This window comes from Sphaerospermopsis torques-reginae ITEP-024 (assembly GCF_019598945.1).
Lineage (GTDB): Bacteria > Cyanobacteriota > Cyanobacteriia > Cyanobacteriales > Nostocaceae > Sphaerospermopsis.
This window is the reverse complement of sequence record NZ_CP080598.1, coordinates 464347-480868: the sequence shown is the minus strand read 5'-3', so window position 1 is coordinate 480868 and position 16522 is coordinate 464347. Positions and strand designations below refer to the sequence as shown.

The window sequence follows — 16522 nt, the reverse complement described above, 5'->3', positions numbered from 1 at the left end:
TTACAGAAAATTATTAAGGTCAGAATCAGTATAACCAGGATTAAAGGATGTACTGGATGCTAATTTATAGATGGTTTATAATCATTTAAAGACAATCATTCAAAAACATCCTGAAAAATCCTCAACATCCAAAAAACAATTATTCAAAAACATCCTGTAAATCCTCTAATCCTGGATATCCTGATTCAGACAAAAATGATACATCTCCAACTATAAATATTAGCAAACAATGAGACATCCAAAACTAAAAGAAATTATGCAAGAATTATGCAATAACTTGATCGAAACTTATGGAGATCAGTTAATTGCAGTCATTCTTTTTGGTTCTCAAGCGCGTGGTGATGCTACTTCTGAATCAGATTTTGATGTTTTAATTATACTTAAAGATTTAGTGCAAGCAACCAAAGAAATTGAAAAAATCGGCTTTTTTCTTAGTCCCCTTTGTTTAAAATATAGTGTAGTAATTTCTAACCTGTTTTACTCCCTCAGTCGTTTTGAGAAAGAACAAACAATACTAATACAAAATATTAAAAAAGAAGGTATTTATTTTTATGAACAAAGAACAAGAATTTCTAGTGCAAAAAGCCCAAGATAGTCTACGTGCAGCTAAAATTTTAGCAAGTGAAAATCTCGCTGATTTTGCTGCTTCCCGTGCTTATTATGCTATGTTTTATATAGCTGAAGCATTTCTAGTAGGTGAAAATCTCAGTTTTAGTAAACACTCTGCTGTAATTAGTAAATTTGGGGAACTTTTTGCGCGAACTGGTAAAATAGATCCTAAATTTCATCGTTATCTAATTGATGCAGAACAAATCCGGTTAAAGGGAGATTATGATCGTTCTGAACGTTTAAGTCCTGAAGATGCAAAATTACTAATTGAAAGATCGGAAGAGTTTTTAGAATTAGTAGACTATTTATAAATATCAAAAATTAAATCCACATCGGAAATGCAAGATAGGTTACGCACTTTGATTAAATCTAGTGAGTTTATCCTGTAAATCCTAAAATCCTGGACATCCTGATTCTGACAAATACAAAACTTACTTACCAATACAAAATCTACTAAAAATCCGATCTAAAACCGATTCCGTCACCTCCTCACCCGTTATTTCTCCCAACGCATAAATCGCACCTCGTAAATCAATAGTCCAAAAATCTAACGGTAATTGATTTTTAATAGTTTCTTGCACCTGTACTAAATCAATCTTCGCTTTTGTTAAAGCTGCTGCTTGTCTTTGATTAATAGCTAAATCCATATTAGCAGCTTCCACATTTCCAACTTCCACACTTTCCAAAATCGCAGCTTCCAAATCATCAATACCCTGATTTTTTGCAGCAGCAGTTTCAATTTTAGATTTTGGATTTTGGATTCTAGATTTCAGAGTTTCTTTTTCTGTTTCTGAAATTAAATCAATTTTATTAATTACTAATATCAAAGGACGATGTTTTACTTGTTCATAAATTTCCTGATCTGCATCTGTCCAACCCACAGAACCATCAATAGTAAATAACACTAAATCAGCATTATTAGCAGCTTGACGCGATCGCTCTACCCCTATTTTCTCTACCTGATCTGCTGTTTCTCTAATACCCGCAGTATCCAAAACCTGTACAGGTATTCCCCCCACAACTAACTGAGATTCTACCACATCACGGGTTGTTCCAGGTAAGTCCGTAACAATAGCGCGATCGCTCTGACTCCAAGCATTTAATAAACTTGATTTTCCCACATTCGGACGACCAACAATAGCAACTTTTAACCCAGTTCTTAATAATTCACCTTTATCTTTTGTCGCTAATAATTGATTAATTGCCAAACTAATTTGATCAATTTCATGAATAATTCTTTGTTCATCTAAAGGAGGTAAATCTTCTTCAAAATCAATTCTGGCTTCAATTTCTGCTAAAATATCTAAACATTGATCGCGTAAATTTCTAATCGGTTGCGCTAATTTTCCCCGTAACCCTGCTAAAGCTGTTTGTACAGCTTGGGGAGATTTTGCACCAACTAAATCTGCAATACTTTCCGCTTGGGTTAAATCTAATCTACCATTTAAAAACGCTCTTAATGTAAATTCTCCTGGTTGCGCTAACCTTGCACCATTTTCTAAACATAGTTGCAATACTTGTTGCACGGCCATAATTCCCCCGTGACAATGGAACTCTACCACATCTTCACGGGTAAAAGAACGGGGAGCTTTCATGATCAATAATAAAGCTTCATCAATAATTTGCTTTGTTTGGGGTTGACGGATAAAACCATAAAGGATGCGGTGACTTTCCCACACCTGCTTTCCTGGTGCATAAAATAGAGTTTGGGCGATCGCCAATGCTTGATCACCAGAAACCCGCACAATACCTACACTACCTTGTTGGGGGACAACAGCAGTAGCAATAGCAGCGATCGTTCCAGTATGAGTTAATAATTCAGACATAGGAATTTAGATAACAAGTGACAGGTCATAGGAAGAATAACTTCAACCATACAAACTTAATAGTAATATTTATCTAAAGGTTAATAACGCCGTACTTGAGAGAGGAATTTACTGTGGAGCAAACAATTAACTGTGCTGAAGCTTGCGTGAACGGTTGCATTTTAGGCGATAAATGTCCCAATATTGAGTTTAGAGAAGCAACTTCCAAATTTATTGAAGAGACTTCTTTAGATAAAATGCTAGAAATGGCAGAAGAAAGACTCCGCAAAAAAATGATGGAACCACCAAAATGGGTATTTCCAGAAGATCCTTAATTTCCTAGTTCTTAAAACTTCCTGGACAAGCAAATGCAATAACGAATTTCATACTATTAATAATCATCTCTAGTGGCAGTATCTAATAATTATTGCCACTAATTGCACCATTTTTAAACTAATTATCCCTTGTCTAGTTTACTTCTTTCTGAAGGTCAAGTACAAAATATCAAAAACCCCTCTTTGCTTTATCAAAAGAGAGGTTTTATGATATAATATTAGCCCTGGCATCGAGCTATTGTGACAGAGGGCAACCCCTCAACTATCGTCGCCGCAACAGCGTTTCACCTCTGAGTTCGGGAAGGGATCAGTGTGGTTCCACCGCGCCATAGACACCAGGAAAACCCGTTGGGAATTGATAATTGACAATTGATAATTGAAAATTAAAGAATTATCAATAATCGTTCAAAACCCTGAAGACTGCAAGTAACGCGAATTATGCCAATGATGTTTGAGGTCAAGCCCTCGGTCTATTAGTACCCCTCTGCTACATACATTACTGTACTTCCACATAGAGCCTATAAACGGGTGTTCTGCCCGTGACCTTACCTACTTAAAGTAGTGAGAACACTCATCTTGAGGTGGGCTTCCCACTTAGATGCTTTCAGCGGTTATCCGCTCCGAACGTGGCTACCCAGCGTCTACTGTTGGTACAATAACTGGTACACCAGCGGTTCGTTCCTCCCGGTCCTCTCGTACTAAGGAGGACTCCTCTCAATGTTCTTACGCCTGCACCGGATATGGACCGAACTGTCTCACGACGTTCTGAACCCAGCTCACGTACCGCTTTAATGGGCGAACAGCCCAACCCTTGGGACGTACTTCCGCCCCAGGTTGCGATGAGCCGACATCGAGGTGCCAAACCTCCCCGTCGATGTGGACTCTTGGGGGAGATCAGCCTGTTATCCCTAGAGTAACTTTTATCCGTTGAGCGACGGCCATTCCATGCTGCGCCGTCGGATCACTAAGGCCTACTTTCGTACCTGCTCGACTTGTCGGTCTTGCAGTCAAGCTCTCTTAATGCCTTTACACTCGCCGCACGGTTTCCAAGCGTGCTGAGAGAACCTTTGCGCGCCTCCGTTACCTTTTAGGAGGCGACCGCCCCAGTCAAACTGCCCACCTGAAACTGTCCTCTCTCCGGCTCACGGAGATGAGTTAGAATTCTAGCTTCGCCAGAGTGGTATCTCACCGTTAGCTCCCTTCCCCCCACAAGGAGAAGTTCATCGCTTCCCACCTATCCTGCGCAAGCGAAGCCCGAACACAATTCCAGGCTACAGTAAAGCTTCATAGGGTCTTTCTGTCCAGGTGCAGGCAGTCCGTATCTTCACAGACATTCCTATTTCGCCGAGTCTCTCTCTGAGACACCATCCAGATCGTTACGCCTTTCGTGCGGGTCGGAACTTACCCGACAAGGAATTTCGCTACCTTAGGACCGTTATAGTTACGGCCGCCGTTCACCGGGGCTTCGGTCGTCAGCTTCATGTTACCACTGACCAACTTCCTTAACCTTCCGGCACTGGGCAGGCGTCAGCCCCCATACGTCCTCTTTCGAGTTAGCGGAGACCTGTGTTTTTGGTAAACAGTCGCCTGGATCTCTTCACTGCGACCCACTCTCGTGGGCACCCCTTCTTCCGAAGTTACGGGGCCATTTTGCCGAGTTCCTTAGAGAGAGTTATCTCGCGCCCCTTGGTATTCTCAACCTCCCTACCTGTGTCGGTTTCGGGTACGGGTAACATATGTTCATCACATTACTAGCTTTTCTTGGCACTAACATTCACCACGCAACGGTCGTAACCGTCTCCCAAACCAATCAGGGTGTGGCTATCTTTCATGCGTCCCTAGCAATGCTCCCATATCTTAGTCAGGGATTGTTGACCCTGTGTCCATCGACTACGCCTTTCGACCTCGCCTTAGGTCCCGACTAACCCAGAGTGGACGAACCTGGCTCTGGAACCCTTAGGGTTTCGGGGCATTGGATTCTCACCAATGTTTGCGCTACTCAAGCCGACATTCTCACTTCCGTTTCGTCCACAGCTGCTCGCCGCTACTGCTTCTACCTACGACGGAACGCTCCCCTACCGATTAATGTTTAGTTAATCCCACAGCTTCGGTACATCACTTAGCCCCGTTCATTTTCGGCGCAGGATCGCTTGACTAGTGAGCTATTACGCACTCTTTCAAGGGTGGCTGCTTCTAGGCAAACCTCCTAGTTGTCTCTGCAATCCCACCTCCTTTATCACTTAGTGATGATTTGGGGACCTTAGCTGGTGGTCTGGGCTGTTTCCCTCTTGACGATGAAGCTTATCCCCCACCGTCTCACTGGCAATGTGTTCATCGGGTATTCTGAGTTTGTCTCGATTTGGTACCGGTCTCCCAGCCCGCACCGAAACAGTGCTTTACCCCCCGACTTTAATCATTACCGCTGCGCCTCAACACATTTCGGGGAGAACCAGCTAGCTCCTGGTTCGATTGGCATTTCACCCCTAACCACACCTCATCCGCCGATTTTTCAACATCGGTCGGTTCGGACCTCCACTTGGTGTTACCCAAGCTTCATCCTGGACATGGTTAGATCACCAGGGTTCGGGTCTATAAATACTGATTATCGCCCTCTTCAGACTCGGTTTCCCTTTGGCTCCAGCATTCTCGCTTTAACCTACCAGTACCTATAAGTCGCCGGCTCATTCTTCAACAGGCACGCGGTCATCCGTTTAATCGGACTCCCACTGCTTGTAAGCTAATGGTTTCATGTTCTATTTCACTCCCCTTCCGGGGTTCTTTTCACCTTTCCCTCGCGGTACTTGTTCGCTATCGGTCACACAGTAGTATTTAGCCTTACGAGATGGTCCTCGCTGATTCATACGGAATTTCACGTGCTCCGTACTACTCGGGATGCAGCTACTATCCTTTAACTTTTGACTACAGGACTTTCACCTCCTCTGGTGCAGTATTTAGCTGCTTCGTCTAGTCTCTGGATTCGATATCGCTGTCCCACGACCCCAAAAGGTAAACCTCTTGGTTTAGGCTTTTCCCCTTTCGCTCACCACTACTAGGGGAATCTCTAGTTGATTTCTTTTCCTCTGGCTACTAAGATGTTTCAATTCGCCAGGTTGGCTCTTTCCTGTCTATATATTCAACAGGTAGTACATAGGGTTGCCCCATTCGGATATTTCCGGCTCACCGTTTGCTTCCAACTCCCCGGAACTTTTCGTAGGTAACCACGTCCTTCTTCGCCTCTGTGTGCCTAGGTATCCACCATTAGCCCTTATTAGCTTGACCACTTGACATTGGTTTCTTTCATTTCAGTTTATCTGCTGCTTTCGCACTAGATTACTGACTGCCTCGCGTTACTATGCAGTTTTCAAGGTTCTGACTGGACTTTCATCCAGCATTCTGCACTATTCTCATAGTTTCAGGTGCTGAATTTTTCCAATGTGGAGGTTAGCGGACTCGAACCGCTGACATCCTGCTTGCAAAGCAGGCGCTCTACCAACTGAGCTAAACCCCCATCCACAATTTTGGATTTTGGATTTCGGATTTTGGATTGTTTTTTTAATCTAAAATCTAAAATCTAAAATCTAAAATTCTTTCAGGTGGGCCATCCTGGACTCGAACCAGGGACCTCACCCTTATCAGGGGTGCGCTCTAACCACCTGAGCTAATAGCCCTTAAATGAACCCAATCATAGTTTGAAAGACGACACTCTTCAAGTCTGCGACCGACCTAGAGTAGACCAGTTTAGTATCTAATTACTGATTGTGTTCGATATCTAAATGGGTAGGTCTCCCTAAAAAGGAGGTGATCCAGCCACACCTTCCGGTACGGCTACCTTGTTACGACTTCACCCCAGTCACCAGTCCTACCTTAGGCATCCCCCTCCAAACGGTTGGGGTAATGACTTCGGGCGTGACCAACTTCCATGGTGTGACGGGCGGTGTGTACAAGGCCCGGGAACGAATTCACTGCAGTATGCTGACCTGCAATTACTAGCGATTCCTCCTTCACGAAGGCGAGTTGCAGCCTTCGATCTGAACTGAGCTACGGTTTTTTGGATTTGCATCACATCGCTGTGTAGCTGCCCTTTGTCCGTAGCATTGTAGTACGTGTGTAGCCCAAGACGTAAGGGGCATGCTGACTTGACGTCATCCTCACCTTCCTCCGGTTTGTCACCGGCAGTCTCTCTAGAGTGCCCATCTTAATGCTGGCAACTAAAAACGAGGGTTGCGCTCGTTGCGGGACTTAACCCAACATCTCACGACACGAGCTGACGACAGCCATGCACCACCTGTCTCTGCGCTCCCTAAGGCACTCCCAGCTTTCACCGGGATTCGCAGGATGTCAAGTCTTGGTAAGGTTCTTCGCGTTGCATCGAATTAAACCACATACTCCACCGCTTGTGCGGGCCCCCGTCAATTCCTTTGAGTTTCACACTTGCGTGCGTACTCCCCAGGCGGGATACTTAACGCGTTAGCTCCGGCACGGCTCGGGTCGATACAAGCCACGCCTAGTATCCATCGTTTACGGCTAGGACTACTGGGGTATCTAATCCCATTCGCTCCCCTAGCTTTCGTCCCTCAGTGTCAGTTGCGGTCTAGCAAAACGCTTTCGCCACCGGTGTTCTTCCTGATATCTACGCATTTCACCGCTACACCAGGAATTCCTTTTGCCCCTACCGCACTCTAGTTCTGTAGTTTCCACTGCTTTTACAAGGTTGAGCCTTGCTCTTTAACAGCAGACTTTCAGTACCACCTACAGACCCTTTACGCCCAATCATTCCGGATAACGCTTGCATCCTCCGTATTACCGCGGCTGCTGGCACGGAGTTAGCCGATGCTTATTCCTCAAGTACCGTCATTTTTTTCTTCCTTGAGAAAAGAGGTTTACGACCCAAGAGCCTTCCTCCCTCACGCGGTATTGCTCCGTCAGGCTTTCGCCCATTGCGGAAAATTCCCCACTGCTGCCTCCCGTAGGAGTCTGGGCCGTGTCTCAGTCCCAGTGTGGCTGATCATCCTCTCAGACCAGCTACTGATCGTCGCCTTGGTAGTCCCTTACACCACCAACTAGCTAATCAGACGCGAGCTTATCTTCAGGCGATAAATCTTTCACCTTCCGGCACATCCGGTATTAGCAGTCGTTTCCAACTGTTGTCCCCGACCTGAAGCCAAATTCTCACGCGTTACTCACCCGTCCGCCACTAAATCCGAAGATTTCGTTCGACTTGCATGTGTTAAGCATACCGCCAGCGTTCATCCTGAGCCAGGATCAAACTCTCCGTTTTGTTAAGTTTGTTTAGCTCTTCTTTGACTGTCTTTTAATACCTCAGTCCGGTATCATTTTCTTTACTTGACGCAGGACTTGTTGTATACTGTCTTTCAAACTATAATATTTTCAAGGTTCGGTGTCCTTCCGAGTCCCGCTCTCTCGCGGCTCTCTCTCAGGCACTTATTCAATATAGCGAACCTATCTTGGAATGTCAACTACTTTTTCAAACTTTTTTTGGAATTTTTTTTCTAATCAGTTCAACTCCTTGTGCTGTAAGGGTTGGGGCAATGAAATTAGTAGATGTCCATGAATCCAGATGGACTATCAGCCTGGACGCATGATTTTTTCAGCGACTTGGTGCAAAAACCTTTGCCGTAGATAAAGTAGTTTGGATTTGCCAATCAGCATTTCGTAATCATCACGGCTAAAGTTCCGCCAAAATTCCTCTACTAAAGTATCTGTTTGATGGGAGTACGTTCTAGCTGCCAGCGTAGGGCTTTTGCTGCGATATGCAAACCTGCTTTACTACTACACCTGCTTTACTACTACAGTAGATGGGGAATTATGCTGAGTTTGTTTATTTATGACTCTGGAATTTCTGTGAGCGATCGCAGGAGATGAAACAATTGTTGATAGGGTTGAGTAGACATAATACTTGACTAAATTCCAAAGGTGAGAATTCAAATGAAGAGTTCTGTGGCTGTATTACCACCATTTTTGGTGCTGGATCAATTGTTGCAAAGTTGGTTAATGGAGGATATTGGGAGGGGCGATCGCACAACTCAATCTCTTTTATCCCAAAATTCAACTATCAGACAAGCGAGGTGGGTAGCAAAAGCCCCAGGAATCATTGCAGGTTTACCGATCGCAGCCAGGGTGTTTCAGTTATTAAATCATCAAGTCAGGTTTGTAGCTGTCAAGTCTGAGGGTGCAAGGTGTGAAGCGGGAGATGTGGTAGCGGAAATTCAGGGTTCATTAGATGCGCTGTTGATGGGTGAACGGGTGGCGTTAAATTTGGCGATGCGGTTAAGTGGAATTGCAACGTTAACTAATATATATGTGGAGAAAATAGCAGATTTACCTGCAATGTTTGTGGATACGCGCAAAACTACACCAGGTTTGAGAATTTTGGAAAAGTACGCTTCTGCTGTCGGGGGGGCAATTAATCACCGCATGGGGTTAGATGATGCAGTGATGATTAAGGATAATCATATTGCGGCGGTTGGGGGTATTGGAGAAGCCATTACCAGTATTCGTTCTCAAATACCTTATCCTCTGACTATTGAAGTGGAAACAGAAAGTTTAGAACAGGTGCAAGAAGCGTTAAAGTATCAAGCCGATATTATTATGTTGGATAATATGCCTTTAACAATGATGACTGAGGCTGTGCAGTTAATTCGTGAACAGGATAGCCGAGTGAAAATTGAAGCATCGGGAAATGTCAGTTTAGAAACTATTCGCGCAGTAGCAGAAACAGGTGTTGATTATATTTCTAGTAGTGCGCCAATTACTCAATCAAGGTGGTTGGATTTAAGTATGAAAATGATTTAAGCAATGTAGCAGCAGAGGCAAAGCCTCTGTGATGGCATTCCCAGTCAGAGACTGGGAACGAGTTAACGAGTTAAGTATTTTTATCAGTTAGGAAATGTGTAAAACTGCTTTTCCTGGAAAACGTCTATCTACCAGTTTTTGAGCTATATCAGCAATTTCTGTCCAAGGGGCTTCTATGTCAATATGAGGGCGTAATTGTCCTGATTCTACTAATTCCACTAACCATTTTAACCCTACAGAAGCTGGTTCTTGCTTGAGTTCATGGAAGACTATTAAACCGTAAATACTCGCACCACCAAGAGCATAGAGATTACCTGCATTAAAAGTTACTTCTCTTCCGGCAGTAGTTCCAAATACTACTGCTTGACCATTTATACCTAAGAAACCTAACGCTTTACCGAGAACATCACCGCCTACAGAATCTATTATTAAATGATATGGTCCATATTGTTGAGCAGGTGATATATCTTCACCAATAACAATGTGATGAGATCCTGCTTCTTTGACTATTGGTTCATATTTAGAAGTACGTAAATGGGCTGTAACCTTTGCACCGCTTAACCGTGCTAATTGAATAGCAAAGTTACCAACACCACCAGAAGACCCCGTAATTAACACAGGTTGATTGAGGAGAAAACCGCCTTTTTTCATGATATGATAGGCTGTTAAACCTGCTATGGGTAATGTGGCAGCTTGAGCAAATGATACAAAGCGGGGGAGTTCTGCGAGAGAGTGGGTAGGTACTGCAACTATTTCACCCCAAGCACCAGACGGGAGAAAACCCACTACCCGCGCTCCTTGTGCTGGTCCTGAACCGTCTGCGGCGGGTGTTTCTACAGTACCGGCGAGGTCCCAACCAGGCCGCCAACCTGCTTGGGCAGTAGAAGCGCGTCTGATCTCGCCGCGATTGAGTGAAATTGAGGCAACTTTAATTATGGCTTCGTTTGTTGCGGGTGTGGGTGCATTCACCTCACCCAAGGCCAAGCGTCCTGGTATATTGGGATCAACGACGACAGCACGAATTTTGTTGTTCATGTTTTTGATATCCTGGTTTGGGTTAAAAACTTGTTTTTCTTTGGTTTATATTACAATTACTTTATCAGCATCAATTTATTATCTTTATTGTCTGAATATTGACAAAACTGATCACAAAAATTATGATGACTAACCTAATCGAATACAAAGATGCTAACCCAGAAGTACGCGCAGTTTACGACGATATACGCGCTACAAGGCAAACTGAATATATCAATAATTTCTGGAAAGCTTTAGCTAATCATCCTCCAACTTTACGCCGTACTTGGGAAAGTCTCAAGGAAATTATGGCGGGTCCTGGGGAAATTGATCCACTGATGAGAGAATTAATTTACATTGCTGTGAGTGTGACTAATAACTGTGAATATTGTATTGCATCACATACCGCAGCCGCAAAAAATAAGGGGATGACTGATACGATGTTTGGGGAATTGATGGCTATTGTTGGTGCTGCAAATATGACTAATAGGTTTGCAAATGGTTATAAAATTCCTGTGGATGAAATCTTTAAACAGCAGTAAAACTTCAATCATGGACAATTAATAATTACCTATCCCTTGGAGCGCGAAGATTGAAAAAGCAGAATTTTTTTCTTTTTTCCCCTTCAAAGGGGATATTTTAAACCTTGAATGAAACAATTATCAATTATCAATTGTCAATTATTTTCCCAACTTGTTGGAAATACCTTCACAACCACCGGGAATGGTTTTTCTGCTTTTTTCTCCGCACCAAGCACAGCAGTAACGACGCACGGGTTCTGACATTCTTTGTACGTTGCTAAAATCGGCATTTTCTACTACTGCACCGGTGTATTCTCCGGTTTCATAGTCGGGTGGGTGGGTGCGACTGCGGGGTGAGGCTTTTTCTAATGAACCATAAAATAACCGGACACTGTTTAAATCGGCATTACTCAAATTTGCTTCATATAAAATCGTGCGGGCAAGGTTGGCTTTGACTAAATCACAACCACTAAGGTTAGCACGCACTAGGTTAGCTTCACTCAAGTCAGTCCACCGTAAATCTGTGTAAGAAAGGTCTGCACCTGCTAACATTACACCTAAATCTATTACCCGTACACCTTCTATTCTGTCTTCGGCGTAGCCACCGCTACCATCGAGAATGGCTCTACCTAAACGGCGATCGCGTTTTAATGGTGTTAACAGTTTGGAACGGGAAAGAAAGCGGAGAATTTTGGCTTTACCACTGCCATCTACACTACTAAAAATTGCAGCAGTTCGTCCTTCTGCTATGGCTCTTTCCTGCGGCCAGTCTTCTAATAATCCTTCTTCATCTAATACTAAATCAGAAATTCCTTGAAAATAAGAATCTATGGTTTGTTGTTGAGTAATAATATTTTGTTGAACTGTAAGCAAGTTTTGTTGAATAGTTAAATCTTTAGAAATTACATATTGTCGCCAAGCTACATAAACGGCAATAATAGCTATCAAAATTTGTCCTAAAGCACCAAACCATTCTGCTAAAGTTCCTGAAGCTTCCCAGTTAATTTTTTTGCCCCAACGTAAGAGATGATAACCTAAGCCGCTAAATTTAAAGAAGCCAATAATACCTACCAATAAACCTATAAAAGCTAATAATAATGTTCTATCTTCTGGAGAAAACCATTCTTTGATCACATCTTGCAACAAAGGAAATAGCATGGCTATGGATAAAACCAAAGTTGCGAAAGTTCCCAAAATACCCAGGAATGAGTTATTAATAGCAATACCAATAAAAGTTAGGGCGATCGCTAATAAAGTAAAAATTAAAGCTCTAGGTTTAACAGCAACTTGACTGTGATAATGTTCTCTAAACCCAGATGTTGCTCTTTTGAGGGCATTGGTATTTTGGGGAGATTGTAAAGAAGAAATAGCTGCTAAAGCTTGTTGTGCAGCTAAACCTTCTGCTGTGAGTTCATTTTCACTAGCACTATCAAAATCATCTGGTTCTAAATTGTGTTCTGGAATGGGTTCTGGCATTTGTGGATGAGAAGAATTAGATTCAATTTTAGATTGGTAATTGGTAATTGGTAATTGGTAATTGGTAAATTAATTACTGTCACCTGTCACCTCTCCCTTATAACCTACTGTATCAACAAGCCAGGAGTAAGTCGCGCTGTTGACTTTTAACTCCTGACTTTTGCTTTAAAAATTTATTTTTTATGGAAACGGAAACAAGAATTTGTTAAGGTAGTCCTACCAACTTGGCGCTGAGGTCCCACATTTTTTCAGCTTTAGCATCATCGCTGGCTTCATTGGAAACTTTCTGAACAAAGGACTTGCCATCTTTTTTCTGTCTATTTCCCCAACTCCAATAAATTCCAGATTGATTGTAAGCTGGATCTGCTACTACATCAGCTACTCTTTCACCAGCTAATTCTTCGGAAACAAACCCCCCAGTAATGTATTTTTGGAACACAGGGAAGAGTTTCTGGAACAAGGGATAATGGTTACGGAATAAGGCAGTGGTAGCCACGCAACCGGGATACAGGGAACTAAAAGTAATACCCGTTGAATCATGATAACGTCTGTGTAATTCTCTCATAGTCAAAACGTTACAAACTTTACTGTCTTTGTAAGCCTTAACCGGTTCAAATTTCTTACCGTCTATCATGGTATAGGGAGCTTTAAATCCAGCTTCAAAACCTTTTAAATCTCCCAAATCGGGACGAGGGGGAATTTTGCCGCCTAACTCGTTGGGGTTGTGTGTAACTGTTCCTAAAATCACTAGTCTGGGTTCAGAAGTGGAAGCTTTCTTTAGATCCTCCAACATCAAGTTACACAGCAGGAAATGGCCAAGATGGTTAGTAGCCACACTTAACTCATATCCATCAGGGCTATATAAAGGCTCTTTAATCAAAGGCATATAGATAGCAGCGTTGCACACCAAAGCATCTAATGATCTGCCCGTAGCTCTAAAATCCTGAACAAATTTTCTTACACTATCTAAAGAGCCTAAATCTATGTGTATAATAGTGTAGCTGTCTTTAGGGATTCCCACTGTTTGGGCTGCTGTTTGGGTTTTTTCCAGGTTGCGACAAGCCATAATAACGTGCCAACCTCTGTCAGCTAGAGCCTTAGCTGCGTACAAACCCACACCAGAGGAAGCGCCTGTGATTATAACCGTTGATTTATGCTGTTGTTCCATCGTCTTGAGAATCTGATGATTGTAGTTGAGTTATTATTATGATCTCACACCATGTTCATCCATGATCAGCCTTGTAGCTTACGGGATGAAAACAGGGAAATCCTGACCAAAAAAAGATAACAATTTTTGCTAAGTTGCATGAGATTAATTCAATTTAATTTATATATGGACAGATCGTGAGTGATTGCATATTTGGCAGATTTATTTGTAATAATGCAATAAATCCTCATATTTGGTAATTTTACCAAACTTGAAAAGCTTAATATACAGTCAAAGTTATGGACAAATTGAGAATAGATTGTATAAAATAATTGATTAATTATAGCTGGACATGGTATAGTTTATGTGATTAAATCAAAACTTATCAAATTCTTTATTTCTTTTTCATTCAAATACAAGATAATTAATAGCAGTTTAGTGGACTTGGATACAATTTTCAAACATTCAAAAGGCATAAGATTAAATTATGAGTTGTGTAGGTGCAGTATGATATTGAGGCGATACTTTATTGCCTGTGGATTCATGAGTTTTTTGGCTGTTGGTTGTGGTGATTTGGCAATATCATCAACAGAATATACCAAACAAGTTGTACAAGAAAACAATGTTGCTCAACTCATAGCAGAAGTACAAGATAGTCAAAAAGCGGAAGAATTATTCATTCAAGGCAATAATTTTTTAGATAGCAGTCGCTACAAAGAAGCTCTGGTTTTTTATAATCAAGCAATTGAAGTTAAAAAAGACAGCGTAGAAACATGGGTGAATCGAGGTAATGCCCTGATAGCTTTACATCGGTATGACGAGGCTTTAGAATCCTATGATAAAGCGATCGCCATTCGTCCGAATAAAAATGAAGCTTGGTATAATCGGGGTAATGCTTTATCAGCTTTACGGCGTTATGAAGAAGCCGTAAAATCCTACGATGAAGCTATAGTTATTGAACCAGATAAATTTGAAGCTTGGATCAACAGAGGAATTGCACTAACAAAATTACGCAGGTACAAAGAAGGTTTGGCATCTTATAATGAAGCTATCAGTATCAACCCAAATTCCCACCAAGCATATTACAATAAAGCTTGTAATTATGCCTTACAAAATAAACCAGACTTAGCAATTGAGTACCTAGTAAAAGCTATGCAAATGCAACCTGAAAAATACCAAAAATTAGCCCAAAATGACACAGATTTTGATAAAATCAGGGAGAAAAAGGAATTTCAGGAATTATTAAAATGAAGAATTTAGGAGTCAGGAGTCGAAATAGATAATGAAAAAACTCCTAATTACGGGTGCGAGTGGTTTCTTAGGTTGGCATCTTTGCCAAATAGCAAAGAGAGAAAAATGGGAAGTTTACGCTACTTATGCCACCCATTTTTTAGAGATACCAAATGTAAAAATATTGCAAGTTGATTTAACAGACTTTCAGAAATTAAAAGAAATATTCCATCATATAAAACCAGATGCAGTAATTCATACTGCGGCACAATCTCAACCAAATTATTGTCAACTGCATCCTCAGTCATCTTATACTATTAATGTTACCGCATCTTGTGACATTGCTGGACTGTGTGCAGATCATAATTTACCTTTAGCTTTTACTTCCACTGACTTAGTTTTTGATGGGTTAAAAGCACCGTATAAAGAAACAGATGCAGTTTCACCTGTGAATATTTACGGTGAACAAAAAGCGCAAGCAGAAACAGGAATATTACAAGTATATCCCCAAGCTGCAATTTGTAGAATGCCGTTAATGTTTGGTAAGGAAACACCCACAGCGAAAAGCTTTATTCAGGGTTTTATACAAACATTGAAAGACGGAAAAGAACTAAGTTTATTTAGAGATGAATTTCGCACCCCAGTCAGTGCAAATACAGCCGCAAAAGGATTATTATTAGCATTAGAAAAGGTAAATGGGATTATTCATTTAGGTGGTAAAGAGAGAATTTCTCGTTATGATTTTGGTAAATTTTTAGTGGAAGTAATGCAACTACCAGATGATAAACTAAAATCATGTTTGCAAGATGATGTGAAAATGGCAGCACCAAGGCCAAAGGATGTTTCTTTAGATAGTGAAAAAGCTTTTAGTTTGGGATATCAACCATTGTCGGTGAGGGAAGAATTAGAGAGTTTGTAAATAGGGGAATTTTGATGATTTTGTCAGAATTAGGATAACCAGGATTATAGGATGTACAGGATGTTATTGTTTATTTGAAGTGGGGATTTGAGGATTTTTTTGTCAGAATCAGGATAACCAGGATTATAGGATTTACAGGATGTTGTTGTTTTATTCTCTATGAGAAATAGAGACTTTGGGAATATTTAGGTAAAGTAAAAATTTATAATATAATTTATAATCTTATGTTGTAATTAGATTTAAGATTTGCTATGATCTTGGAAATAATTAGGTAAAAATCAATGATTTCAGAACAAGAATTATTAACAAAGTGGCGGTCTTTACCCCAGGATAAACAAGAAGAAGGTTTAAATTTTGTAGATTTTCTGCACCTTAAAACCACAGTTAAAAAACCGCCTTTGGGTGAACGTTTGCGAGAAATTCGCTCTAGAATTGTTGCATCTGGTAAACCTTTATTAAATGCAGATGAAATAGAACAAGAATTAGCTTCTCGTAGAGGTGGAATCCAAGGTAGAGAAGAATGATCATAACAGATTTTAAGATGTTAGATAATCAATTATCTGTTAAATTATCTACTTTAATTTGTTGACTTTTAGAGTAATTTTATTGTATACTATTCAAGTATTTACAAACAATTTATCAATTACAATCCT

13 protein-coding genes, 2 tRNA genes and 3 rRNA genes are annotated in these 16522 nt (G+C 41.3%); 9 read left to right on the top strand and 9 right to left on the bottom strand.

What is annotated here, in order from left to right:
- Window positions 1-229 precede the first annotated feature (229 nt).
- Together K2F26_RS02145 and K2F26_RS02140 are read left to right on the top strand one after the other, a co-directional pair.
- Window positions 230-595, top strand: a complete 366-nt coding sequence (locus K2F26_RS02145) for a nucleotidyltransferase domain-containing protein (protein ID WP_220610166.1) — start codon at window positions 230-232, stop codon at window positions 593-595.
- On the top strand, window positions 552-920 hold the full coding sequence (locus K2F26_RS02140; RefSeq protein ID WP_220610165.1) for a HEPN domain-containing protein: 369 nt from the start codon (window positions 552-554) through the stop codon (window positions 918-920). Before K2F26_RS02145 ends, K2F26_RS02140 begins: the two co-directional genes overlap by 44 nt.
- A 120-nt stretch (window positions 921-1040) precedes the next feature.
- Here K2F26_RS02140 and mnmE read toward each other — a convergent pair whose 3' ends face one another.
- The gene (mnmE, locus tag K2F26_RS02135; protein WP_220610164.1) at window positions 1041-2435 is read right to left on the bottom strand and encodes a tRNA uridine-5-carboxymethylaminomethyl(34) synthesis GTPase MnmE; all 1395 of its coding nucleotides are present in this window, start codon (window positions 2433-2435) and stop codon (window positions 1041-1043) included.
- 113 nt (window positions 2436-2548) lie between these two features.
- Between mnmE and K2F26_RS02130 the strand changes: the two genes are divergently transcribed.
- Window positions 2549-2749, top strand: a complete 201-nt coding sequence (locus K2F26_RS02130; protein WP_194054355.1) for a hypothetical protein — start codon at window positions 2549-2551, stop codon at window positions 2747-2749.
- A gap of 222 nt (window positions 2750-2971) precedes the next feature.
- On the opposite strand, the gene rrf is transcribed toward K2F26_RS02130, so the two are convergent.
- The 5 genes from rrf to K2F26_RS02105 form a co-directional block, all read right to left on the bottom strand.
- Window positions 2972-3089: ribosomal RNA gene (gene rrf / locus K2F26_RS02125) — 5S ribosomal RNA — on the bottom strand.
- 113 nt (window positions 3090-3202) lie between these two features.
- Window positions 3203-6028: ribosomal RNA gene (locus K2F26_RS02120) — 23S ribosomal RNA — on the bottom strand.
- 156 nt (window positions 6029-6184) lie between these two features.
- Window positions 6185-6257: transfer RNA gene (locus K2F26_RS02115), tRNA-Ala, on the bottom strand.
- An 86-nt stretch (window positions 6258-6343) separates the two neighbouring features.
- Window positions 6344-6417, bottom strand: a tRNA-Ile gene (locus K2F26_RS02110).
- Window positions 6418-6540: 123 nt separating this feature from the next.
- A 16S ribosomal RNA gene (locus tag K2F26_RS02105) occupies window positions 6541-8027 on the bottom strand.
- The 16S, 23S and 5S rRNA genes sit together here with 2 tRNA genes alongside, the layout of an rRNA operon.
- Window positions 8028-8476: 449 nt before the next feature.
- Between K2F26_RS02105 and K2F26_RS02100 the strand changes: the two genes are divergently transcribed.
- Together K2F26_RS02100 and nadC are read left to right on the top strand one after the other, a co-directional pair.
- A complete protein-coding gene (locus K2F26_RS02100) occupies window positions 8477-8632 on the top strand; it encodes a hypothetical protein (RefSeq protein ID WP_220610163.1) in 156 nt (51 codons plus the stop codon).
- Window positions 8633-8695: 63 nt separating this feature from the next.
- Window positions 8696-9562, top strand: coding sequence for a carboxylating nicotinate-nucleotide diphosphorylase (nadC, locus tag K2F26_RS02095; RefSeq protein ID WP_220610162.1), 867 nt, complete (start codon window positions 8696-8698; stop codon window positions 9560-9562).
- Window positions 9563-9649: 87 nt separating this feature from the next.
- Here nadC and K2F26_RS02090 read toward each other — a convergent pair whose 3' ends face one another.
- Complete coding sequence (locus K2F26_RS02090) at window positions 9650-10597, bottom strand: zinc-binding dehydrogenase (protein WP_220610161.1); 948 nt, start codon at window positions 10595-10597, stop codon at window positions 9650-9652.
- A 125-nt stretch (window positions 10598-10722) separates the two neighbouring features.
- Between K2F26_RS02090 and K2F26_RS02085 the strand changes: the two genes are divergently transcribed.
- On the top strand, window positions 10723-11118 hold the full coding sequence (locus K2F26_RS02085) for a carboxymuconolactone decarboxylase family protein (RefSeq protein ID WP_220611747.1): 396 nt from the start codon (window positions 10723-10725) through the stop codon (window positions 11116-11118).
- 138 nt (window positions 11119-11256) lie between these two features.
- On the opposite strand, the gene K2F26_RS02080 is transcribed toward K2F26_RS02085, so the two are convergent.
- Window positions 11257-12573, bottom strand: a complete 1317-nt coding sequence (locus K2F26_RS02080) for a pentapeptide repeat-containing protein (protein ID WP_220610160.1) — start codon at window positions 12571-12573, stop codon at window positions 11257-11259.
- A gap of 205 nt (window positions 12574-12778) precedes the next feature.
- Window positions 12779-13741 (bottom strand): protochlorophyllide reductase, encoded by a 963-nt coding sequence (locus K2F26_RS02075; RefSeq protein WP_220610159.1) that lies wholly within the window; start codon window positions 13739-13741, stop codon window positions 12779-12781.
- 486 nt (window positions 13742-14227) lie between these two features.
- Here K2F26_RS02075 and K2F26_RS02070 point away from each other — a divergent pair, with 486 nt between their 5' ends.
- From K2F26_RS02070 to K2F26_RS02060, 3 genes are all read left to right on the top strand, one after another.
- Window positions 14228-14971: a tetratricopeptide repeat protein gene (locus K2F26_RS02070; RefSeq protein WP_220610158.1), complete on the top strand. Its 744-nt coding sequence runs from the start codon at window positions 14228-14230 to the stop codon at window positions 14969-14971.
- Window positions 14972-15002: 31 nt separating this feature from the next.
- Window positions 15003-15869 carry an SDR family oxidoreductase gene (locus K2F26_RS02065; protein ID WP_220610157.1) on the top strand — a complete coding sequence of 289 codons (867 nt, stop codon included), beginning with the start codon at window positions 15003-15005 and terminating at the stop codon, window positions 15867-15869.
- Window positions 15870-16150: 281 nt separating this feature from the next.
- Complete coding sequence (locus K2F26_RS02060) at window positions 16151-16393, top strand: hypothetical protein (RefSeq protein ID WP_220610156.1); 243 nt, start codon at window positions 16151-16153, stop codon at window positions 16391-16393.
- The last annotated feature ends 129 nt before the right edge of the window (window positions 16394-16522 follow it).